Source organism: Luteibacter sp. CQ10, assembly GCF_040900725.1.
In the GTDB taxonomy this organism is placed as follows: Bacteria; Pseudomonadota; Gammaproteobacteria; order Xanthomonadales; family Rhodanobacteraceae; genus Luteibacter.
The window spans coordinates 109,579-132,163 of the sequence record NZ_JAEUYM010000007.1 but is presented as its reverse complement, the minus strand read 5'-3'; the positions used below and the strand labels follow the sequence as shown (position 1 = coordinate 132,163).

The window sequence follows — 22,585 nt, the reverse complement described above, 5'->3', positions numbered from 1 at the left end:
TCGACGAACCCCGCATCATCCCGTCACCGATGCCGAATCCGCTCACGCCGGTTTGCAAAGCGGGCGTCGAAAACCAAGGCATGACGCGAAGGAGGGCGGACCGACGAGGACGCCCGAATCATCGCCTACAGCCGTGACCCGGACGACGTTCATTGCAACGCATGCTCGATGGATGCCGCGCAGGCCATGACGGTGCCGTATGAGCGATCGTACGAGGAATTCGTGGTGAGCAAGCGCTTCGCGGGACTCGCCGATACGATCGGCTCCCACCCCTCGGTCGCCGGGCCGACTCGCTACCGGAGGGTGGGAGGGGGCCGCGTCCGCGATTCCTGCGAAGCGAAACGCCTTAGTGCGCTTCGTCCCAGTTCGCGCCCGCCCCGATGCTCACCTCCAACGGCACGCTCAGTTCCGCCGCGCCGGTCATGAGCCTTTCGATGTTCGCGCGAACCTCGTCGACCGCATCCTCGCGCACTTCGAATACCAGTTCGTCGTGCACCTGCATGAGCAGGCGCACGTCGTCGCGCGGTTCGATCCAGGCGGATACGGCGAGCATGGCGCGCTTGATGATGTCGGCCGCCGTGCCCTGCATGGGCGCGTTGATGGCCGCGCGTTCCGCGCCGGCGCGATGGGCCTGGTTGCGGGAGCTGAGGTTCTCCAGGTACAGGCGACGGCCGAACAGCGTTTCGACGTAGCCATTTCGGTGCGCGCTGTCGCGGGTGTCGTCCATGAACTGGCGCACCCCCGGGTACCGCGAGAAATACAGGCCGATGTAGTCGGACGCTTCGCCGCGGTCCACGCCGAGCTGGCGCGCGAGGCCGAAGGCGCTCATGCCGTACATCAGGCCGAAGTTGATCGCCTTGGCCGCGCGCCGCTGGTTGGTGGTGACCTCCTCCGGCGGCACGCCGAACACCTCGGCCGCGGTGGCGCGATGCACGTCGCCGCCTTCGGTAAAGGCGCGCACCAGGCCTTCGTCCCGCGACAGGTGGGCCATGATGCGCAATTCGATCTGCGAGTAATCGGCCGCGACGATGCGCCAGCCGGGCGGCGCCACGAATGCCTGGCGGATGCGCCGGCCTTCTTCGGTGCGCACCGGGATGTTTTGCAGGTTGGGATCGGACGAACTGATCCGCCCCGTGGCGACGGCCCCCTGGTGATAGCTGGTGTGCACGCGGCCGGTGCGCGGGTTGACGATGCCGGCCAGCTTATCGGTGTAGGTGGAGCGCAGCTTGGCGAGGCCGCGGTAGTCGAGGATCAGGCGCGGCAGCTCGTGCGCGTCCGCGATGGCTTCCAGGGCTTCCTCGTTGGTGGACGGCTGGCCCTTCGGTGTCTTTACCTTCGCGGGTAGGCCCAGTTCGTCGAAGAGCACGGCCTGCAACTGCTTGGGCGAATCGAGATTGAACTCGTGGCCGGCGGACGCGTAGGCCTGCTGCTGCAGTTCGAGCATGCGCTTGCCCAGGTGCTGGCTCTGCTTACGCAACTCGTTGGCGTCGATGAGCACGCCGGTTCGCTCCATCTTCGCCAGCACGGGCACGAGCGGGATCTCGATGTCCCGGTACACCGACTGCAACGACGGCACGGCTTCGAGTTGCGGCCACAGGGTCTGGTGGAGGCGAAGGGTGATGTCGGCGTCTTCGGCGGCGTAGCGGCAGGCCGTATCGCAATCGACCTGCGAGAACGGAATCTGCTTCGCTCCCTTGCCGGCCACTTCCTCGTACTTGATGGTGGTGTAGCCGAGGTACTTCTGCGCGAGCGAATCCATGTCGTGGCGCGTGGCCGTGGCGTTGAGGCAGTACGACTCGAGCATGGTGTCGTGGGCGAGGCCGCGCAGGGCGATGCCGTAGTGCGAGAGCACGTTGATGTCGTACTTGCCGTGCTGGCCCACCTTCGGGCGATTCGGATCTTCCAGGATGGGTTTGAGCGCGCCGAGCACGTGATCCATCGACAGTTGCGGCGGCGCACCCGGATAGTCGTGCGCGAGCGGCACGTAGGCGGCCTTGCCCGGTTCCACGGCGAGTGACAGACCCACGATGTCGGCCATCATCGCGTCGATGCTGGTGGTCTCGGTATCGAAGGCGATCAGCGGCGCGGTCTCCAGCTTTTCCAGCCAGGCCGCGAGGCGCTCTTCCGTGGCGACCAGTTCGTATTCGACGTGCACCTCGGCGGCCGGGACGAGCGGTACCTGCGCGGGCGCCGCGGCAGGCGATGCCGCGGGCGCGGACGGCGCGGCGGCGTCCAGATCCCTCAGCGCCGCCTTGAAATCGTAGCGTTCGTACAACTCGCGCAGCGCATCCACGTCGCGTTCGCGCATGGTCAGGTCGGTGGGCGCGTAGTCGAGCGGCACGTCGGTGCGGATGGTCACCAGTTCGCGCGACAACGGCAGGCGCGGCAGGGCGGCGCGAAGGTTTTCGCCGATCTTGCCGCCGATGCGGTCGGCATTGGCCATGAGCGCGTCGAGGTCGGTGTATTCGGCCAGCCACTTCGCCGCGGTTTTCGGGCCGCACTTTTCCACGCCGGGCACATTGTCGATGGAATCGCCGGTGAGGGTGAGGAAATCGACGATCTGCTCCGGGCGCACGCCGAACTTCTCGATGACGCCGTCGATGTCCATCGTGGTGTTGCTCATCGTGTTGATGAGCACCACGTGCGCGCCCACCATCTGGGCGAAATCCTTGTCGCCGGTGGAGATCACGGTGTCGATGCCGGCCTCGCGGGCCTTGTGCGCGAGCGTGCCGATCACGTCGTCGGCTTCCACGCCCGGAACGCAGAGCATGGGAAAGCCCAGGGCCGACACGATCTTCATCATCGGTTCGACCTGCGCGCGCAGGTCGTCGGGCATGGAAGGGCGATTGGCCTTGTAGTCGGGGTAGAGGTCGTCGCGGAAGGTGCGCCCCGGCGCGTCCAGCACGAAGGCCACGTAGTCGGAACCGGCCTTCATGGTGGTGCGCAACATGTTGACGATGCCGAACAGCGCCCCGGTGGGTTCGCCGTGGGCGTTGGTCAGCGGAGGGAGCGCGTGGAACGCGCGATACAGGTATGAGGACCCGTCGATGAGGGTGAGCGTAGGCATGCCTCGATTCTCGCATGGAGGGGCGTCGACCGCCCGTTCACGTGGCCGCGGGGCATCGGCTTGGTATGCTCTCAACCCCGTACGGAGACTCCCTCATGAACCGCTCGCATGCCCTCGTCGCCGCGCTCGCCCTCGCCCTGGCGTTGCCCGCCGCGGCGCAGTCCGTCAAAGACCCTCAGCTGAAGACCCTGCCGCCCCCGGCGCTGAACGATCCGGGCGTGAAGCCGGGCGAGCCGGATCGCTCGGGGCAGAAGCCGGTGGAGCGCCCGGTGCCGTACGACCAGGCCGAGGAGACGCAGTCGACCCCGGCCACGTCCGATGCGATGGGACGTACGGTATCGGCCGACAACCTTCCCGCGATGGATGCCCGTGGCAACCCGCCGCCGGAAGTCACGATCCACCAGGAAGGCGACAACCGCGTCGAGGAATACCGCTCGGGCGGCAAGCTCTTCCAGGTGGTCGTCACGCCCAAGAACGGCGTGCCGCAGTACTACTCGGTCGACGACGACGGGCGTCGTCATGCGGTGGGTGGCCGGAATGGGCCGGTGAGCCCGACGCAGTACAAGGTTTACGAGTGGGGCAATGCGCCCAAGCCTGCCGACGGGAACTGAGGCAGCGTGATTCGCCGATACGATCGGCTCCCACCCCTTCGATAGCCGGTCTCCTGCCGAAGGGGTGGCCATCAACCGTCCAGCTCGGCGTAGTGCCGGAAGATCCCCGTCTCGTTGAACGGCACGCGCCGTTCCGAGGCGAGGTAGGCGGCGACGTTGGGCCGGTCGGCCACGCGTTTCGCCAGATCGCGCAGCAATGGAACCTTCTGCTTCGCCATCGCCTTGGGAAAGGCGTATTCCAGTCCCGCCATCACCTGGAACAGCGACAGATCCACGTAGGAATGCTCACGTAGCGGAAACCGTCCGCCGCCGCGCTCGATCGCTTGCACGAAGTACCCGAGGAACTTCGGGATGCGCGATTCGCGAAAATCCTTCGAGCGTCGTTTCGCCTCGTCGCGCTGGTCTTCGTAGTACAACCCGCTCGCTACCGGATGGTGCGTATCGTGCGCTTCGGCCACGAGGTCGGTGATGGTCAGTTCCAGCTGATGGGCGTAGATGCGCTTCGATTCGCTCTCAGGCACGAGCCCGTGGCGGGGCCCCAGGTACTGCAGGATGTTCGCCACCTGCGCGATCACCAGCCGTCCGCTCTTGAGGAACGGCGGCGCGAAGGGAAGGGCGCCGTCCTCCTTGCCGTCGAGGAACGGCATCATCACGTCGTCGCCCTCGATCCGCGCCACGTCGGTATACGCCGCGCCGGCATCCTCCAGGCAAAGGCGCACGAACTCACCCCGTCCCTGCAATCCGGTCCAGTAATACAGCTGGTAGCTCATCGAAGCACCCCGTGGTCGGAAAGACACGAGCTTGGCGGACGCGCGTTCAAGCGAGTGTGAGCGCGACCTCGCGAAAGGTGTCCCAGACGGTTTGCGCCGGTGGCGACAGGGAACGGGCGCGGCGGCGCAGCAGGGTGACCTCGCGCCGTACCTCGGGCTCCAGCCGGCGCACGGCGAGTCCCGGTCGCAAGGCGTCCAGGGACAGCGCGGGCGTCACCGTCACGCCGAGCCCGGCTTCCACCATGCGGAAGGCCGTGTAGGGATGCCCCACCTCGAGCGCGACCCGCATGGACAACTGCCGTTCGGCGAACGCCGCGTCGATGAGGCGGCGGCTGCCCGAGGCGTGGTCGAGCAGCACGAGCAGCTCGTCGGCCAGCATCGGCCACGTCGCGGACGGTTGCGCGGCGAGGGCGTGATCGTCGCGGCACACGAGGCGGAACGGATCGCGCAGGATCGTTTCCGCTTCGAACTCCTCCCGGGTGGCCGGTTCCACCGTGAGCCCGAAGTCCACCTCGCCGCCGCGCACGGCGTCGAGCACCTGGGCCTGGTTCTGGTCGCGCAGGAGGATGTCCAGCGAGGGGTGGCGCGCCGCACACAGGGCGATGCCGGCGGGCACGAGCCCGGCGGAGACCGTCGGTACCGCGGCGATGCGCACGCGGCCGCGCAGCGGGTCGGCTTGCGTCCGCGCGTGGGCGAGCACGCCGTCGAGCTCGTCGAGTACGCGGGAGAGGGCTTGCTCCAGGTAGCGGCCCGCCTCGGTCGGCACCACTTCGCGGGTGCTGCGATCGAACAGGCGTACGTCCAGTTCGGTTTCCAGATCGGCGATGAGCCGGCTGACGGCGGGCTGGGTCAGGTGCAGGGCGTCGGCGGCACGCCGGAAATGGCGATGCCCCGCCACGGCGAGAAAGGCACGAAGCTGACGCAGCGAGACATTCATGCGATTAATCTATCACCGAATCAGATAAAACGATTTGTCTTATGAGTGGCTTGGCGGTGCAATAGCGGTATCCCTCGAACCGGCTTTCCCGTCATGCGTCGCTTCCTTCCCGATGGATTCACCCTGTCACTCATCGCCACCGTGGTGCTGGCGAGCCTCCTGCCCTGCCAGGGCGTGGCGGCCCGGGTGTTCGACGTGGCGACCGACACCGCCATCGCCCTGCTGTTCTTCCTGCATGGCGCCAAGCTGTCCCGTGACGCCGTGGTGGCGGGCATGACCAACTGGCGCCTCCACCTCACGGTGCTGGCGAGCACCTTCGTGCTGTTTCCCCTGCTGGGCCTGCTGCTCAAGCCGGTGCTCTCGCCGCTGGTTACGCCCGATCTCTACCTGGGCATCCTGTTCCTGTGCACGCTGCCTTCGACCGTGCAGTCGTCGATCGCTTTCACCTCGATCGCGCGGGGCAACGTGCCGGCGGCCATCGTCGGCGCGTCGGCGTCGAGCCTGCTGGGCATCTTCGTCACGCCGCTGCTGGTGGGCCTGATCATCGCGAACTCGGGGCACGGCGGGCTCTCGTGGCATGCGGTGGGTGCCATCGTCGTTCAGTTGTTCCTTCCCTTCGTCGCCGGGCAGGTCGCCCAGCGCTGGATCGGCGACTGGGCGCGCCGTCGCGCGACGCTGCTGAGCTATGTGGATCGCGGTTCGATCCTGCTGGTGGTGTACACCGCGTTCAGCGCGGCCGTGTTGCAGGGGCTGTGGCACCAGCTGCCGTTGCCGGTGCTCGCGGGCCTGCTCGTGGTGAACGCGGTGCTGCTCGCGCTGGCGCTCTTGGCGACCCGTTACGGCGCGCGTGCGCTGGGCTTCGCGAAGGAGGACGAGATCACCATCGTGTTCTGTGGCTCGAAGAAGAGCCTCGCGTCGGGCGTGCCGATGGCGAAGGTGCTGTTCGCCGGCCATCCGCTGGGGCTGATCGTGTTGCCGATCATGCTGTTCCACCAGATCCAGCTGATGACGTGCGCGGTGTTGGCGCGGCGGTATGCGGTGCGGCGGGAGACAGCCGCCTTCGCACGCTGATTCGCCGATACGATCGGCTCCCACCCTTCGGTAGCAGGGCTTTCGCGATCCTGCCTACCGAAGGGGTGGGGGCCGATCGTATCGGCGAAGGATGTTCGTCAGTGCCTGAAGTGGCGAATGCCCGTAAACACCATCGCCATCCCATGCGCGTCGGCCGCTTCGATCACTTCGTTGTCGCGCATCGAACCGCCCGGCTGGATCACCGCCACGATACCCGCCGCCGCGGCGGCATCGATACCGTCGCGGAACGGGAAGAACGCATCGGACGCCATCACGCTGCCCGGTACCGCGAGTCCGGCTTCTTCCGCCTTGAGGCCCGCGATCTTCGCGCTCACCACGCGGCTCATCTGGCCGGCGCCGATGCCGACGGTGCGATGGTCCTTGGCGTAGACGATGGCATTGGACTTCACCATCTTCGCCACGCGCCAGGCGAACAGCAGGTCGTCGAGTTCCGTCGGCGTCGGCTGGCGCTTGCTCACCACTTTCAGTTCGTCACGCGCCACCTGGCGATGGTCGGCGGTCTGCACCAGCAGGCCCGAGCCCACCCGCTTGACGTCGTGCGTGTTGCGGCCGTCGCCCATCGGGATTTCCAGGACGCGCACGTTGGCCTTCTTCGTGGCTTCTTCCACCGCGCCGGCTTCGACGACGGGGGCAATCAGCACCTCGACGAACTGGCGCTTCAGGATGACCTTCGCGGTTTCCGCGTCGAGCGGGCGATTAAAGGCGATGATGCCGCCGAACGCCGAGGTGGGGTCGGTGGCGTACGCCAGTTCATAGGCGGCCAGCGGATCGGCGGCCACGGCCACGCCGCAGGGATTGGCGTGCTTGACGATGACGCAGGCGGGCGCATCGAACTGGCGCACGCATTCCCACGCGGCATCGGCGTCGGCGATGTTGTTGTACGAGAGCTCCTTGCCCTGCAACTGGCGGAACGTGGCGAGCGTGCCCGGCGCGGGGTAGAGATCGCGATAGAACGCGCCGGCCTGGTGCGGATTCTCACCGTAGCGCAGGTCCATCACCTTCACGAAGCGTCCGTTCGATTGTTCGGGGAATTCGGCGTGTCCGGCGATGGCGGTATGCGTATCGTCGAGGCTGAGCCCGGACAGGTAGTCGCTGATGGCACCGTCGTAGTTCGACACGCGGTTGAACGCGGCCACCGAAAGGCGGAAACGCGTGGCGCGCGAGAGGCCGCCCTTGCTTTCGATCTCGGCGAGCGCGTCGTCGTACTGCGACGGATCGGTGAGCACGCCGACGTCGTTCCAGTTCTTCGCCGCGGCGCGCAGCATCGCGGGGCCGCCGATGTCGATGTTCTCGATGGCGTTCTCCAGCGTGCACGACGGATCGGCCACGGTGCGTTCGAACGGATAGAGGTTCAGCACGAGCAGGTCGATGGGCAGGATGCCGTGTTCGGCCATCACCGCGTCGTCGGTGCCGCGACGGCCGAGCAGGCCGCCATGGACCTTCGGGTGCAAGGTCTTGACGCGGCCATCCATGATTTCGGGGAAGCCGGTGAGGTCGCCGACGTCGCGCACGGGAATGCCGGCGTCGCGCAATGCTTTCGCGGAGCCGCCGGTGGAGAGGATGTCGACGTTGGCCGCGACGAGGCGGCGGGCGAGTTCCGTCAGGCCCTGCTTGTCGGAAACGCTGACGAGCGCGCGGCGGACGGGAACGAGATCGGGCGAGGGCATGGGCGCTTCCGGGGTGGAAAGCGCGCCATTATAGCCGTCCGGACGCCCGAGGGCGGCTCAGGAGATGCCGTGGGCGGCGAGCTTCTTGCGCAGCGTGGCGCGGTTGATGCCGAGCGCGGCGGCGGCACGGCTCTGGTTGCCTTCGTGGAAGGCGAGTACTTCGCGCAACAGGGGGCCTTCGACCTCGCGGATGACCAGGGCGTGCAGGCCTTCACCGCACTCGGTATCGCCGATATCGGCTAGGTAACGACGTACGGTGCGGCTGACGCATTCGCTGAGGGCGCTCTGCATGGAGGTCTCGTTGGCGGCCTCGACGGCAGTCAGTCTCACAGCGTTCAAGGCATTCCCCTCTCGCAGCCCGGAACAGGGCTCCGGTCAGTTCTTGTTCTATTCGATGGTCACGAGTGCGATACGGCCACGCCGTCAGTCGGCCGCCGAAAGTCGCGAAGGGGACCGAGTGTACTCGCCTCCGAAGGCGAAGTGCAGGCTTGCAAAAAGAAATTTTTTCGAACGGTCAGTCGAAGCTGAAGGCGAACGCGACCGCGCGCTGGCCCGGGTCTTGCACCTCGAACACCATGGCCGTGGTCGCCCCCGCCGCCAGCCCGCGCGTGCGGATGGCGGTATCGCCGACGTAGTCCTCGGGCCGGAAGCGGCGCATCGCGAGCTTCTGGCCCTGCGCGTCGGAAAGCACGATGGTGACCACCGGATACGGCTGCCCGAAAGCGGCATCGTTGCGTACGCTGGCAGTGATGAGCAGGGCATCGCGCACGGTGGGATGCTGCTCGACGTCGCGCGCCAGCAATCGCAGGCGGTCGGGTGCGGCGACGAGCGGGAGCCGGCAGCCGAGCAGGTCGCACGCGCGCGCCAGCATCGGGCCGGCGGTGGCATCGGCGACCAGCACGTCGCGCTCGGCCCACGCCAGTTGGGCCAGCAGGCCCAGCAGCAACACGCTGCAGACGGACACCCAGGCGAAGGTGCGCCACGAGCGCCGTCGGCGCCGCGCGAACGCCGGGGTGAAGGTGAGCTGGCTGAAGTCCTCGCCCGCCGGTGCTTCCGCGGCCACGGCCTCGTCGACGACGAGCGGCGGCGGCCCGGGTTCGGGCGCCGGCGGACGGGGGCGGAACACGGCCACGTCGGCGAGCGGCGGGTCCTGGTCGAGCGCGTGCTCGGGCAGGCGCGTGAACGGCTCGGGCGGAAGCTGTTCGGCGAGCGTGCCCAGCGCGTTGAAGACGGTATCGCAGCGGTGGCAGCGCACGCAGCCGCAGGCCGGCACCAGCAGCCGGGCATCGAGCTTGTAGACGGTGAGGCACTCGGGACACTGCGTGTACATCGTTCGATCATAGCGTGCGGGGCCGCTAGAATCGTGGTCCTCTTCCCCTTTGCGTGATGCCACGATGCCCTGGCTCGAACTGTCCCTCACCATCCGCGCCGCCGAGCAGCCCCGCGTGGAAGCCGCGCTGGAAGACCTGGGCGCCCTGTCGATCACGTTGCGCGACGCGGACGCGGAGACGCCCGACGAGGAGGCGATCTTCGAGCCCGGCGTCGGCGAGATCCCGTTGTGGAACCAGATCGTGCTCCACGCGTTGTTCGATGCCGACGCCGACCGGCGCGGGCTCACCGCGGCGATCGCCGACGACCTGCCCTTCATCGAGCCCGCGCACATCGCCTGGCGCGAGGTCGAAGACCAGGATTGGGAGCGGGCCTGGATGGACCAGTTCAAGCCGATGCCGTTCGGTCGCCGCCTGTGGGTGTATCCGTGGAACATCGAACCGCCCGCTGACGGCGGCATCGTCGTGGTGCGGCTCGACCCCGGCCTCGCCTTCGGCACCGGCACGCATCCCACCACCGCCATGTGCCTGGAGTGGCTCGACGGCCAGCAGCTGGCGGGCAAGCATGTGCTCGACTACGGCTGCGGTTCGGGCATCCTCGCCATCGCGGCGCTGAAGTTGGGGGCCGCGCGGGCGGTGGGCATCGACAACGATCCGCAGGCCTTGCTCGCCTCGCGCGACAACGCCGAGCGCAATGGCGTGGACGGGGATCTGGACGTCTATCTGCCGGGCGAGGCGCCTTCCGGGCTTGCCGACGTACTCGTGGCGAACATCCTCGCCGGGCCGCTCGGCGAGCTGGCACCGACCTTCGCCGCCGCCGTGAAGCCGGGTGCGCCGTTCGCGCTGTCGGGCATCCTGCAGGGACAGCACGAGGAGTTGCTCGTGCGCTATGCGGAGTGGTTCGAGGGGCTGGAAGTTCGCACGCTGGAGGATTGGGTGCGGATCAGCGGCGTGCGAAAGCGCGATTGAGCGATATCGTCCCTTCTGACACCGGGCGCTGGGTTCCTGCGTGCGCAGGAACGACGAGCTGCTATATCAAACGTTACAAACAAAGCAACCTCACGTCGCTCCCGCGTGCGCAGGAACGACGAGCTGCAAGATCAAACGTTACAAACAAAACAACCTCACGTCGTTCCTGCGCACGCAGGAACCCAGCGCCCGAAGACCGGTTTTCGCGTCAAGCCCGCTACGCAAAAAAATCCCGCCTCTCGGCGGGATTTCTTCATCACTCGGCCGAAGCCTGCGCTTTCTCTTTCTGCTCGGCCATCCGTTTTTCCAGATAGTGGATGTTCTGTCCACCTTGCTGGAAACCCACGTCGGCCATGATCCGCTGCTGCAGCGGGATGTTGCACTTGACGCCTTCGATCACCGTCTCGGTGAGCGCCATGCGCATGCGCGCGATGGCGGTGGCGCGATCGGGGCCGTGCACGATCAGCTTGCCGATCATCGAGTCGTAATTCGGCGGGATGCGGTAGCCGTCGTACAGGTGCGTGTCCACGCGCACGCCGGGGCCGCCCGGTGCCTCGAAGCGCTTCACCGTGCCGGGACTCGGCATGAAGGTGTCGGGATCTTCGGCGTTGATGCGGCACTCGATGGCATGGCCGGTGAGCACGATGTCTTCCTGGCGGATCGACAGCTTGTGGCCGCTGGCGATCAGCAACTGCTCGCGCACGAGGTCGATGCCCGTGACCAGTTCCGTCACCGGATGCTCCACCTGGATGCGGGTGTTCATCTCGATGAAGTAGAAGCGGCCGTCCTCGAACAGGAACTCGAACGTGCCCGCGCCGCGATAGCCGATGCGGATGCAGGCGTCGACGCAGACCTTGCCGATCTGTGCGCGCAGCTCCGGCGTGATGCCCGGCGCCGGGGCTTCTTCCACCACCTTCTGGTGGCGGCGCTGCATCGAGCAGTCGCGTTCGCCCAGGTGGATGGCGTTGCCCTGGCCGTCGGCGAGCACCTGGATTTCCACGTGGCGCGGGTTCTCCAGGAACTTCTCCATGTAGACCTGATCGTTGCTGAAAGCCGCCTTGGCTTCCTGCTTGGTCATCACGATGGAGTTGGCCAGGTGGGCCTCGGTGCGCACCACGCGCATGCCGCGACCGCCGCCGCCGCCCGCGGCCTTGATGATGACCGGATAGCCGATCTCGCGGGCGATGCGCAGGTTTTCATCCACGTCGTCACCGAGCGGGCCGCCCGAGCCCGGCACGCAGGGCACGCCGGCGGCCTTCATGGCGCGGATGGCCTCGACCTTGTCGCCCATCAGGCGGATCACGTCGGCCGTGGGGCCGATGAAGACGAAGCCCGACTTCTCCACCTGTTCGGCGAAGTTGGCGTTCTCGGAGAGAAAGCCGTAGCCCGGGTGGATGGCGCCGGCGTCGGTGATCTCGGCGGCCGCGATGATCGCCGGAATGTTGAGGTAGCTGTCGGCCGATGGCGGCGGGCCGATGCAGACCGATTCGTCGGCCAGGCCGACGTGCTTGAGGTTGCGATCGACGGTGGAATGCACCGCGACCGTCTTGATGCCCAACGCGTGGCACGCGCGGAGTACCCGCAGCGCGATTTCGCCGCGATTGGCGATGACGACCTTCTCGAGCATGGCGAGGGCCTCAGGCGATGACGAACATCGGTTCGTCGAATTCCACCGGCTGGCCGTTCTCGACCAGGATGGCGACGACCGTACCGGAGACATCGGCCTCGATCTGGTTGAACATCTTCATCGCTTCGATGATGCCCAGCGTCTCGCCGGCCTTGACCTGCTTGCCGACGGTGGCGAACGCCGGGGCACCCGGCGTGGACGAAGCGTAGAAGGTGCCGACCATCGGAGCCTTCACCACGTGGCCCGCCGGCAGGCCGCTGTCGGCCGGTGCGGCGGCGGGCGCCGGAGCGGCGACGGCCGGTGCGGCCGGGGCGGCAGCCGCCGGCGCGGCGATCATCTGCGGCGCGGCCACGGTCACGCCACCCTTCGGCACGCGCGACAGGCGAACCACTTCCTCGCCTTCCTTGATTTCCAGCTCGGCGAGGTTCGATTCCTCGAGCAGGTCGATGAGCTTCTTGATCTTGCGCAGGTCCATGGGACAAACCTTTACTGGTGGTGGGACGGGCGCCCCCCGGGGCGCCTCCAAATCGAATCAGGCGGACGGGACGGTCAGCCGCAGCAGGGTGGCTTCGAGCGCCAGGCGGTAGCTGTCGCCGCCGAAACCGCAGATCACGCCGGCGGCGAGATCGGACATATAGGAATGGTGGCGGAACGCCTCACGCGCGTGCGGGTTGGACAGGTGGATCTCGATGAACGGGATCGCCACGCCGGCCAGCGCATCGCGGATAGCCACGGAGGTGTGGGTGAACGCGGCCGGATTGAAGAGGATCCATGCCGTGCCTTCATCGCGCGCCTGGTGGATGCGGGCGATCAGCTCGTGCTCGGCGTTGGACTGGAACCAGCTCAGGTCGTGGCCGGCCGCCTGGGCACGGGCCGATAGCGTCGCGTTGATGTCGGCCAGGGTCTCGTGACCGTAGACCGACGGCTCGCGCACGCCGAGGAGGTTGAGGTTGGGTCCGTGCAGGACGAGGATCCTGGCCACTGTTCACCTGTGCCGTGGGTCCGGGATTCCGGAACGCCGCGCAGTGTGCGCCTGTCCGGCGAGGTTGTCCAGTTCGGTGACGTTCGACGCAGTTCGCTGGAGATCGTGAATTTCCAGACGGTACCGTATGGTGGAGGCCTGATTCGCCGATGCGATCGGCTCCCACCCTTCGGTAGGAGATTCGCTACCGAAGGGGTGGGAGCCGATCGCATCGGCGAACCCCGCAAAGCGGACGCTTCAAGGCTCGAACAGCTTCCGCCATCCCTCATGCCCCAGCTTGTCCAGCGTCGCCATGTTCGCCTCGAAGATCGCCGACGCCTCCGGAAAGGCCGCCACGGCCTTGTCGATGCTGGCCTCGCGCAGCAGGTGCAGGGTGGGGAAGGGCGAGCGGTTGGTGTAGTTGGTGATGTCGTCGGGGGCCGTGCCCTCGAACTGGAAATCGGGATGGAAGCTCGCCACCTGGATCTCGCCCTCCAGGTCGAGATCGGCCACGGTGTCGTCGGCCACCTCGAGGAATTCGTTGAAATCCTCGAAGTCGGCCAGTACGCGCGGGTGGATCAGCAACGTCGTATCCACGGCCTCCGGATCGGCGTCGCGCAGGAATTCGAGTTCGCGCACCAGGTCGGCATGCAGCTGCAACGGCTGGTCGGCATCGCTGACCACGTAACGCACCTGTCCCTTACGTTGCACGGCCTTGGCGAACGGGCACAGGTTGAGGCCGATCACGGCGCGCTCGAGCCAGAGGCGCGTCGCGTCGATGGCCTCGTCGTGGGTGGGCTGGGTGTCCATGGAAACTCTCAGGGGCCGAGCCAGTCGTCGAGCTCGGTGGCGGTGAAGGTGCCGACCTTGCGGCGCAGGATGCGACCATCTTCGCCGATCAGCACGCTGTACGGCAGCACCCGCAGCGTATTGCCGAACGACAGCGAGCCGCCGGGCGCGTCCGCATCCGCGATCACCACCGGGTAATCCACGGGGCTGTTGGCGAGATAGCCGCGCACGCCCGCGGCGGTGTCCTCGGCCACGCCGACCACGGCCACGTCCCGGTCGCGATGGCGATCGTAGGCCTGGCTGAGCAACGGCATCTCTCGACGGCAGGGCGCGCACCAACTCGCCCAGAAGTTGAGCAGCACGCGCTTGCCGCGCCAGTCGGACAGGCGGCGAGCCTTGCCGTCCAGGCTCAGGAAGGTGGCATCGGCGGCCAGGTCGCCCACGTCGGCCACGGTCACGCCTTGCGGCGGCGGTGGGTGCAGGCGGCGGTGCTCCACCCACAGGCCCGCGGCGGCCGCGGCCACCGCGAGCCCTACGATCCAGAACGTCGGGCCGCGCGTCATCAATGCGTGGCGGCGGCCAGGGCCTGCTCGACGCGGTCGTAGGTGAGCACCGTGGAGAGCTTGCGCCCGTCGCCGCCGCCCTTCGGGTACACCACGTAGAGCGGCACGCCCACCGAGTGATACTGCTCGAGGAAGGCGCCGATGGTGGCGTTCACGTCGGTCCAGTCGCCCTTCATGTAGACGGTGCCGGTCTTCTTGAGCAGGTCGCGGAAGGCCTGGGTGTCGAGCACGGCGCGCTCGTTGGCCTTGCAGGTGATGCACCAGTCGGCGGTCATGTCGACCAGCACCGGCGTACCGGCCGCGCGCAGTTCGGCGAGCTTCGCCGGTGAGTACGGCACCGAGCCGTCGGCGGCGGTGGTGGCCGACGCGGCCTGCGCCGGCAGCCCGTGCACCGTCCACAGCGCGAACGCCGCACCGGCCGCGAGCGCGGCGCTGAAGATCCACGACAGGCCGCCGCGACGGCGTCCATACCACCACAGCGCCATGGCCAGCAGCACGCCACCGGCCAGCACCAGCGCCGAGGCGTCGGCGCCGCGCTGCTTGGTCAGCACCCACAGCAGCCAGACGGCCGTGAGGTACATGGGGAAGGCGAGCGCCTGCTTGAGTGTTTCCATCCAGCGTCCCGGACGAGGCAGCAGGCGCGCCACCGCGGGTACGAAGCCGATCAGCAGGAAGGGCAGGGCCAGGCCAAGGCCAAGTGCGAGGAAGATCAGGAAGGCCACGCCGATCGGGGCGGCGAAGGCGAACGCGATGGCCGAACCCATGAACGGCGCGGTGCAGGGGCTGGCCACCACCACGGCGAGCACGCCGGTGAAGAAGTCGCCGGAGGGGCCCGAGCGCGAGGCGAGCCCGTTGCCGATGTTGCCCAGCGAACCGCCGATCTCGAACACGCCGGACATCGACAGGCCCACGGCGAGCATCACGTAGACCAGCAGGCCCACGGCCACGGGTTGCTGGAACTGGGCGCCCCACTGCACGCCATGGCCGGCAGCGCGGATGCCCACCACCACCAGGCCCAGCGCGGCGAAGGCCACCAGCACGCCGGCGGTGTACCACAGGGCATGACGGCGCGCGGCGCCCGGGCTCTCGCCGCTTTCCAGCACGGTGATCGCCTTCAGCGAAAGCACCGGCAGCACGCAGGGCATGAGATTGAGCACGAGGCCGCCGAGCAGGGCGAGGCCGATCGCCGCGACGATGCCGACCTTGGCCTCGTCGGCGGGCTCGAGGCCGGCCGGCGGAGGCGTGGGCGCCACCTCGGCGGGCGCGTCCTTCGGCGCCGATTCCGCGGGTGAGCCGATCTGGACCGCACCGCTGCCGAGGTCGGCACTCAGGTGGCGGGTCATCACCGGGTAGCAGATGCCGTTCTCGAGACAGCCCTGGTAGGCCACGTCGAGCTCGACCTTTTTCGCCGCGTCGCCGACGCCCTTCAGGGCCACCGGCACCTCGACCTGGTCGAAATAGACGATGGTGTCGCCGAAGTGTTCGTCGTGGTGCGCGATGCCGCTGGGCCAGTCGGGCTCGCCGGCGGAGACGCCCGACGGCGAGGTCACCGTGATTTGCGTCTTGTCGCGATAGAGGTAGTAGTCCTTCGGCATCGTCCAGCGCAGTACGAGCGTCTTGCCGTCCTTCGCCAGCGCCTCGAAGCGGAAAGCCTGGTCGGCCGGCAGGGCGGCGCCCTCGGTACCGGGGGCGGCAGTGGGCGCGCCGAGCAGCGACGCACCGTCGGCCGGCGGCGCGGCAGCCGTTGCCGAAGGTGCGGCGGGCGAGGTCGGGATGGTGGATGCGCCACCGACGGTGAGCTTCAGGTGCTCGGTGTTCGGCGGGTAGCAGATCTTCGGCTCCACCTCGTGGCAGCCCTGGTACTGCACGTCGAGGGCGAGCGTCTTGTTGGCGGCATCGGCGAGCGTGTAGGGCACGGTGGCTTCGATGTCGCCGTGGTAGATCTCCACGTCGCCGAGGTATTCGTCGTGCTTCTTGATACCGTTGGGCAAGGCAGGCTGGCCCAACGTCACCGCCGACGGATCGGCCGCCTTGATCTTGATCCGGCCCCGGTAGAGGTAGTAGTCCGGCGCGATGCGCCAGTGCAGCTTCACCGTGCCCGGCTGGCTGGGGTCGGACGTGAGGTGGAAGGCCTCGGTGACCGGCAAGAGGTCGTCGTCGCTCTGCGCGAAGGCCGGCAGGGCGAAGAGCATCAGGGTGGCCGTGGCGGCCAGGTTCCGCGCGAAGCGGGCAAACGACGACATGGTGGCTCCGTGGATCGGGGGCGTCGGTGATTATGACCGGGTGAGTGCCGCGTGGCTTACGTCGACGTTGCTTTCCACCCAATCGAGGTACGGGGCGTGGCCCGCCACCACGGGCAGCGCCACGATTTCGGGTACCTCATAGGGATGGCGACTGGCCACGAACTCCGCCAGCGCCGGGTAGGCCTCGCGCGTGGTCTTGGCCATGAGCAGGGCCTCCTCGTCACAAGTGACCTCGCCCCGCCAGCGATAGGTGGACCGTACGCCGGGCAGTCGGTTCACGCAGGCCGCCAGGCCGGATTCGACGATGCTCCGGGCGAGGGTGTCGGCGGCGTCGCCCGCGGGGCAGGCGACGAGGACGACGAGGCAGTTCGTATCGGTCATGGACGATTACTCGGAATTTTTGAACCGCCAGCCCTTGAACCGTTCCGCCGCGGCGCCATCTGTCGGTCAGCGCCAGGGCCTTTACGTTTCGGGACGGGCTTTGGCAGAATTCTGGCACTCACCCCGGCCAAGTGCTAACAGGGTGTAACTTTTTCCTTTTCCATCAACCACCTGCTTGGAGTAGTCATGAGCAAGCTGAAGCCGTTGCATGATCGCGTCATCGTCAAGCGCCTCGAAGAAGAGCGCGTTTCCGCCGGCGGCATCGTCATTCCCGACAGCGCCACCGAGAAGCCCACCCGCGGCAAGGTGATCGCCGCTGGTACCGGCCTGACCCTGGCCAGCGGCACCGTCCGCGCCATGGGCGTGAAGGAAGGCGACGTCGTCCTGTTCGGCAAGTATGCCGGCCAGGAGATCAAGGTCGACGGCGAAGAGCTGGTCTTCCTGAAGGAAGACGACATCGTGGCGATCCTCGAGGGCTGAGCTTCGCTCGCCTGACGCCTCAATCCCCATTCAACGCATTACTAAGGATTCGTTCTCATGGCAGCTAAAGAAGTCCGCTTCGGCGAAGACGTCCGCGCACGCATGCTCAAGGGCGTGAACACCCTGGCCAACGCCGTCAAGGTTACCCTCGGTCCCAAGGGCCGCAACGTCGTGCTCGAGAAGAGCTTCGGCACCCCGACCGTTACCAAGGACGGCGTCTCGGTCGCGAAGGAAATCGAACTCGCCGACAAGTACGAGAACATCGGCGCCCAGATCGTGAAGGAAGCCGCCTCGAAGACCTCCGACGTGGCCGGCGACGGCACCACGACGGCGACCGTCCTCGCCCAGGCGTTCATCCAGGAAGGCCTCAAGGCCGTGGCCGCCGGCATCAACCCGATGGACCTCAAGCGCGGCATCGACCAGGCCGTCGTGGCCGCCGTCGGCGAGCTGAAGAGCCTCTCCAAGCCCACCGCCGACGACAAGGCCATCGCCCAGGTCGGCACGATCTCGGCCAACTCCGATGCCAACATCGGCGACATCATCGCCAATGCGATGAAGAAGGTCGGCAAGGAAGGCGTGATCACGGTCGAAGAGGGTTCGGGTCTCGAGAACGAACTCGACGTGGTCGAGGGCATGCAGTTCGACCGCGGCTACCTCTCGCCGTACTTCATCAACAACCAGCAGTCGCAGCAGGTTGAGCTGGACGACCCGTTCATCCTCATCCACGACAAGAAGATCTCCAACGTCCGCGAGCTGCTGCCGGCCCTCGAAGCCGTCGCCAAGGCGGGCAAGCCGTTGCTGATCGTGGCCGAGGAAGTGGAAGGCGAAGCGCTGGCCACCCTCGTGGTCAACACCATCCGCGGCATCGTGAAGGTCGCCGCCGTGAAGGCGCCGGGCTTCGGTGACCGCCGCAAGGCCATCCTCGAAGACATCGCCATCCTCACCAACGGCGTCGTGATCTCCGAGGAAGTGGGCCTGCAGCTCGACAAGGCCACCATCAACGACCTCGGCCGCGCCAAGCGCGTGGTGATCACCAAGGAAAACACCACCATCATCGATGGTGCGGGTGAAGCCGAGAAGATCCAGTCGCGCATCGGCCAGATCAAGGCGCAGATCGAAGAGACCTCGTCGGACTACGATCGCGAGAAGCTGCAGGAGCGCGTGGCGAAGCTGGCCGGCGGCGTGGCCGTCATCAAGGTCGGCGCCGCGACGGAAGTCGAGATGAAGGAAAAGAAGGCCCGCGTCGAAGACGCCCTGCACGCTACCCGTGCGGCCGTCGAGGAAGGCGTGGTCCCGGGCGGCGGCGTCGCCCTGATCCGCGCGCTCAAGGCGCTGGAAGGCCTCAAGGGCGCCAACCAGGACCAGGACCTCGGCATCGCGATCACGCGTCGCACGCTCGAAGCCCCGCTGCGCGCCATCGTCACCAATGCCGGCGAAGAAGCCTCGGTCGTGGTGAACAAGGTAAAGGAAGGCAGCGGTAACTTCGGTTACAACGCCGCGAACGGCGAGTTCGGCGACATGATCCAGTTCGGCATCCTCGATCCGACCAAGGTCACGCGCTCGGCCCTGCAGTTCGCCGCCTCGGTGGCCGGCTCGATCATCACGACCGAGGCCGCCGTCACCGAAGTGCCGAAGAAGGACGAAGGCCACGCCCACGGTGCCCCGGGCGGCATGGGCGGCATGGGTGGCATGGACTTCTAAGTCCGGCTTTCCTTGCGTTCGTCGCAAACGAAGGAGCCCTGCGAAAGCAGGGCTCTTTTTTTTGTCGTGAAAGCCGATGGGGCGGTGTCGCTCGCTCATAGCCGAGGCGCCGGGTTCCTGCGTGCACAGGAACGACGAGCTACGAGATCGACGGTTGCGCACAAAACAACCTCACGTCATTCCTGCGCACGCAGGAACAGCGCCTGTCGTCCGAGGAGGCGAAAGCGTCTCGACGATCCTTCAGTACGAAATCGTCGCGCTGGTCGCCGTCGTGCTCAACCCATACCCGCACTGCGGATTGATCCCCGACGTATCGCTTCCCTGCCACGGTGGATTGGAAACGCGCGTGTTGTTGCGGTCGTACACCTGGATGTTGCTGAAGGTGATCGGCCCGCCCGGGTATTGGCCGCACGTCGCCACGCTGTACACCTCCAGCACGCCACCGAACACCCAGGTCAGGTCGGCATAGGGATTGGTGGTGAGCGTCGAGGTGCGACCCGTGGTGGTGTTGCGCGAGTCGATCTTCCACGTCGAGCATGCTTGTCCGGCCGCGCAGGTGGAATAGGTGTCGCCGACCACGACGTCGCCGGCCTTCGCCGGCACCGGATCGCTGTGGAAGGTGGTGCCGTCCACGCAGCAGTTCCAGCTCGCCAGGGTCCATGCCTTGTCGTTATAGCCGTTCCAGCCCAGAACCGGTTGCAGGATCGACTGCACGGTGGGCAGTTGTTCCAGACCGGGGAAAAAATAGATCACCTGGTTGCTCTTGGTCGACGGCGCGGTCGGCACCGTCCATGTCGCGACGATGCGTCCGATCGGCTTGCTGCTGGTGTAGTTGGCCGCCTGGACCCAGCCGCTCTGCTCCGGCGGCGGCGTGTTCGTGAACGTATGGCGTCCATTCGCCTCGATGCGCTGGCCTTGCAGCGTGAAGTTGGCCTTGGTGCAGACCGGCGCCCGTTCGACGGCGCCGGAGGCTCGATGGATGACGCCGTCGGTTTGCACCTGGTCGCCTTCGTGCACCGTGGCCACGCAATCGGGCGAGAAATAGCCGTTGGGCGTAACGACGTAGTCGTCCGGAATGCCCGACGGCTTCGCCGACGTCGGTAGGCTGCCGACCCGGGTGAGTTGCATGGATGTCGAAAGATCTTGCGATTCGGCGGCGTGCGCCGCGATCGCTAGGGAGAACATGGCCGCCATGATGCCCGCGTGCGCCACGACCCTGCCGAGTGAAGCGAACCTCTTCATGCGTACGACTCCTGCCTTGATGTGGAAGAGTGTCCATGAAGTGCCGACCGGACCCGGTCGGCACGCGCCCCCGTGTTCCTCCACCTGCATGAGGTGGAGGAACGAGGCTAGCGGTGGGATAGGCGTCGAACTGTGACCTGCGTGGCGTTCGCGTGGTTCTTGCCGTTTACTGCTCGGCGCCGGCGGCGGCTTCGTGTTCCGCGCTGCCCGGTTGGCGGGCGACCATCGACATGTCGGGCGTGGCGTACTGGGCCATGATCGGATCGAGCTTTCGCTTCATGCGCAGCAACGCGACGTTGCCCATCGAGGTGTCGGTGGCCTTCTCGACGTTGTCTTCCGCCGGTGCGGGCGCATCCGGAGCATGGGTAAGCGCGGCGAGCCGGGGACCGATCACCTGGGTGAGCGCGAAGTAGGGGTCGTCGTGGATGCCTGCACGTTCGAGCAGACGCCCCGGAAGCATCCATGCGGCCACGTCGTCGCGCTGCGGCGCGGGGCCGTCGCCGTGCGCGTCGACGAGAATGTAGGGCACCGTCTGCGAGAGCATGTTGCCGCCATCGACGAAGCCGAGCTTGTCGTAGGCTTCCGTCAACGCGGGCAGGTGGTCGCCGTAGAACAACAGCAGCGTGGGGCGCTCGCGTTTGGCGAGCAGGTCGGCGAGGCGGCCCAGTTCCGCATCGGCGTGGCGCATGTGGTAGACGTAATTGCGCAACTGCAACTTCGCCGCGTCGCTCAGGCCGTCGGGCACCGCGATGGCGTCGCGTTCCGCGACATCGACGTTGGGCGATTTGTCGTAGGGACCGTGCGCCTCCATGCTGATCGCGAAGACGAAGCGCGGCGGCCCGTCGCCCTTCAATTGGCTCATGATCTCGTCGGTCATGGCGCTATCGGCCATGTATTCACCGCTTCGCGCGAAGTCCTTCGGGAAGTCGGCCTGCGATACGAAGCGATCGAAACCGAGCGACTTGAAGGCGCTGGTGCGATTCCAGAAGCCGGGGTCGTTGCCGTGCACGGCGATGGTCTCGTAGCCGTGCGAACGCAATGTGCGGACCATGCCCGGCATCACGCCCGAATGCATCTGCAGGTAGGGGAACTGCATGGTCGGGAAATAGCGCAGCGACAGGCCCGTGAGCACCTCGAACTCGGTGCGGATGGTGCCGCCGCCGAACGTCGGCACGTGCAGCCGGCCGAAGCTCGCGTGCGCCGCGAGACGATGCAGGTTGGGAGCCAGGTCCTGTCCTTCCATCCCGCGGATCACGGAGGGATCGAAGAACGACTCGCTCTGCACCACGACGATGTCAGGCGTCTGCCGGTGGTTGGTCGCCGCTTCGTTCATGTGTTCGCGCAAGGCGCCGTCCGTACTCGCGATGAAACGCGCGGCGCCGTCCGGATCGGCTTTCTGCTTCTTGCCGGCGTCCTGCAAGCGGAACTGCATGATCGTGGTGACCACGCCGTTGTAACCCGCGTTGGCCGCGGCGGACCAGGGCTGCATGCCGAGGCGGTCCTTGTCGTACATCTTCGACCACGCGGGGACGCCGGCCATCAGCGTGCCGATCAGGGCGAACAGAGCAAGCCCGCTGACGAGGCGGCGGCCATGCGTCCTTCGGTTGAACAACGGCGGCTCGATGCGCGCGGCCAGCACCACGAGCGCGATGGCGGCAGCGATGCCGAGGTAAGGCAAGGGACTCGCCGGCAGGTAGCTGCCCAGCAGGTGCAGTCCGCCGTTCTTCAGCTGCCCCACCATGCGAAAGTCGGCGGGCAGCAGCGGCGAGCCAAGGTTTTTCATCTTGATGGCGCTGACCGCCAGCACGAGTCCCTGCGCGACGAAGGCCAGCCCGAACGATAGCCAAGCGCGCCGGGTAAGCACCAGCAGCAGGGCTGCGGTGAGGAGGCCCGGAAACGCGTTGACGAACATATGCCACGGCCGGTCGGCCCATTGCGCGCTGGCCACACCGGGGTTGCCATCCATGAAACCCGTATACAGCACGAACGCCACCGCCAGCAGCAGGGGAAGGGCGATGCGCGACGCCATATCACGGTGCGGTGAGACGTTTCGGAGCATTGCGGTCTCTGTGACAGCCTGTCATCGAGGGGATGGTGACTGTAACCGAACGGACATGAATCGGCGGGCAGGCCTGATGTTCCAACGGTGTGAAGGGC

At 67.0% G+C, this 22,585-nt stretch carries 20 protein-coding genes; 5 read left to right on the top strand and 15 right to left on the bottom strand.

Features of this window, described 5'->3' with window-relative positions; translation table 11 throughout:
* Positions 1-346 precede the first annotated feature (346 nt).
* Positions 347-3,067 (bottom strand): DNA polymerase I, encoded by a 2,721-nt coding sequence (gene polA, locus JNG39_RS20725; RefSeq protein WP_368313852.1) that lies wholly within the window; start codon positions 3,065-3,067, stop codon positions 347-349.
* Between the two features lie 95 nt (positions 3,068-3,162).
* On the opposite strand from polA, the gene JNG39_RS20720 reads away from it, so the two are divergent.
* Positions 3,163-3,678: a DUF2782 domain-containing protein gene (locus JNG39_RS20720; protein ID WP_368313851.1), complete on the top strand. Its 516-nt coding sequence runs from the start codon at positions 3,163-3,165 to the stop codon at positions 3,676-3,678.
* 71 nt (positions 3,679-3,749) lie between these two features.
* Here JNG39_RS20720 and JNG39_RS20715 read toward each other — a convergent pair whose 3' ends face one another.
* Entirely contained in the window at positions 3,750-4,448 is a 699-nt protein-coding gene (locus JNG39_RS20715) for a glutathione S-transferase (protein WP_368313850.1), read from the bottom strand.
* Between the two features lie 46 nt (positions 4,449-4,494).
* Complete coding sequence (locus tag JNG39_RS20710; protein ID WP_368313849.1) at positions 4,495-5,385, bottom strand: LysR family transcriptional regulator; 891 nt, start codon at positions 5,383-5,385, stop codon at positions 4,495-4,497.
* 93 nt (positions 5,386-5,478) lie between these two features.
* Between JNG39_RS20710 and JNG39_RS20705 the strand changes: the two genes are divergently transcribed.
* A complete protein-coding gene (locus tag JNG39_RS20705; protein WP_368313848.1) occupies positions 5,479-6,456 on the top strand; it encodes a bile acid:sodium symporter family protein in 978 nt (325 codons plus the stop codon).
* A 98-nt stretch (positions 6,457-6,554) separates the two neighbouring features.
* Here the strand turns inward: JNG39_RS20705 and purH are convergent, their stop codons facing one another.
* From purH to JNG39_RS20690, 3 genes are all read right to left on the bottom strand, one after another.
* Positions 6,555-8,144 (bottom strand): bifunctional phosphoribosylaminoimidazolecarboxamide formyltransferase/IMP cyclohydrolase, encoded by a 1,590-nt coding sequence (gene purH / locus JNG39_RS20700; protein ID WP_368313847.1) that lies wholly within the window; start codon positions 8,142-8,144, stop codon positions 6,555-6,557.
* A 57-nt stretch (positions 8,145-8,201) separates the two neighbouring features.
* A complete protein-coding gene (locus JNG39_RS20695; protein ID WP_144916331.1) occupies positions 8,202-8,435 on the bottom strand; it encodes a helix-turn-helix domain-containing protein in 234 nt (77 codons plus the stop codon).
* 223 nt (positions 8,436-8,658) lie between these two features.
* Complete coding sequence (locus tag JNG39_RS20690) at positions 8,659-9,474, bottom strand: zinc-ribbon and DUF3426 domain-containing protein (RefSeq protein WP_368313846.1); 816 nt, start codon at positions 9,472-9,474, stop codon at positions 8,659-8,661.
* Positions 9,475-9,538: 64 nt separating this feature from the next.
* On the opposite strand from JNG39_RS20690, the gene prmA reads away from it, so the two are divergent.
* Complete coding sequence (gene prmA, locus JNG39_RS20685) at positions 9,539-10,441, top strand: 50S ribosomal protein L11 methyltransferase (RefSeq protein WP_368313845.1); 903 nt, start codon at positions 9,539-9,541, stop codon at positions 10,439-10,441.
* Positions 10,442-10,697: 256 nt separating this feature from the next.
* On the opposite strand, the gene accC is transcribed toward prmA, so the two are convergent.
* From accC to cutA, 7 genes are all read right to left on the bottom strand, one after another.
* Positions 10,698-12,068 (bottom strand): acetyl-CoA carboxylase biotin carboxylase subunit, encoded by a 1,371-nt coding sequence (gene accC, locus JNG39_RS20680; RefSeq protein ID WP_368313844.1) that lies wholly within the window; start codon positions 12,066-12,068, stop codon positions 10,698-10,700.
* A gap of 10 nt (positions 12,069-12,078) precedes the next feature.
* The gene (gene accB, locus JNG39_RS20675) at positions 12,079-12,543 is read right to left on the bottom strand and encodes an acetyl-CoA carboxylase biotin carboxyl carrier protein (protein WP_368313843.1); all 465 of its coding nucleotides are present in this window, start codon (positions 12,541-12,543) and stop codon (positions 12,079-12,081) included.
* A gap of 57 nt (positions 12,544-12,600) precedes the next feature.
* Positions 12,601-13,050 carry a type II 3-dehydroquinate dehydratase gene (aroQ, locus tag JNG39_RS20670; protein ID WP_368313842.1) on the bottom strand — a complete coding sequence of 150 codons (450 nt, stop codon included), beginning with the start codon at positions 13,048-13,050 and terminating at the stop codon, positions 12,601-12,603.
* A 237-nt stretch (positions 13,051-13,287) separates the two neighbouring features.
* Complete coding sequence (locus tag JNG39_RS20665) at positions 13,288-13,839, bottom strand: DUF1415 domain-containing protein (protein WP_368313841.1); 552 nt, start codon at positions 13,837-13,839, stop codon at positions 13,288-13,290.
* Between the two features lie 8 nt (positions 13,840-13,847).
* Complete coding sequence (locus JNG39_RS20660; RefSeq protein WP_368313840.1) at positions 13,848-14,381, bottom strand: TlpA family protein disulfide reductase; 534 nt, start codon at positions 14,379-14,381, stop codon at positions 13,848-13,850.
* Entirely contained in the window at positions 14,381-16,624 is a 2,244-nt protein-coding gene (locus JNG39_RS20655; RefSeq protein ID WP_368313839.1) for a protein-disulfide reductase DsbD family protein, read from the bottom strand. Before JNG39_RS20655 ends, JNG39_RS20660 begins: the two co-directional genes overlap by 1 nt.
* A 30-nt stretch (positions 16,625-16,654) precedes the next feature.
* Positions 16,655-17,005, bottom strand: coding sequence for a divalent-cation tolerance protein CutA (gene cutA / locus JNG39_RS20650; protein ID WP_368313838.1), 351 nt, complete (start codon positions 17,003-17,005; stop codon positions 16,655-16,657).
* A 186-nt stretch (positions 17,006-17,191) separates the two neighbouring features.
* On the opposite strand from cutA, the gene groES reads away from it, so the two are divergent.
* Positions 17,192-17,485, top strand: coding sequence for a co-chaperone GroES (gene groES, locus JNG39_RS20645; protein WP_144916355.1), 294 nt, complete (start codon positions 17,192-17,194; stop codon positions 17,483-17,485).
* Between the two features lie 57 nt (positions 17,486-17,542).
* On the top strand, positions 17,543-19,186 hold the full coding sequence (groL, locus tag JNG39_RS20640; RefSeq protein WP_144916358.1) for a chaperonin GroEL: 1,644 nt from the start codon (positions 17,543-17,545) through the stop codon (positions 19,184-19,186).
* 240 nt (positions 19,187-19,426) lie between these two features.
* Here groL and JNG39_RS20635 read toward each other — a convergent pair whose 3' ends face one another.
* Together JNG39_RS20635 and JNG39_RS20630 are read right to left on the bottom strand one after the other, a co-directional pair.
* Positions 19,427-20,428 carry a hypothetical protein gene (locus JNG39_RS20635; RefSeq protein ID WP_368313837.1) on the bottom strand — a complete coding sequence of 334 codons (1,002 nt, stop codon included), beginning with the start codon at positions 20,426-20,428 and terminating at the stop codon, positions 19,427-19,429.
* Positions 20,429-20,594: 166 nt separating this feature from the next.
* Complete coding sequence (locus JNG39_RS20630; protein ID WP_368313836.1) at positions 20,595-22,457, bottom strand: LTA synthase family protein; 1,863 nt, start codon at positions 22,455-22,457, stop codon at positions 20,595-20,597.
* Between the last annotated feature and the right edge of the window lie 128 nt (positions 22,458-22,585).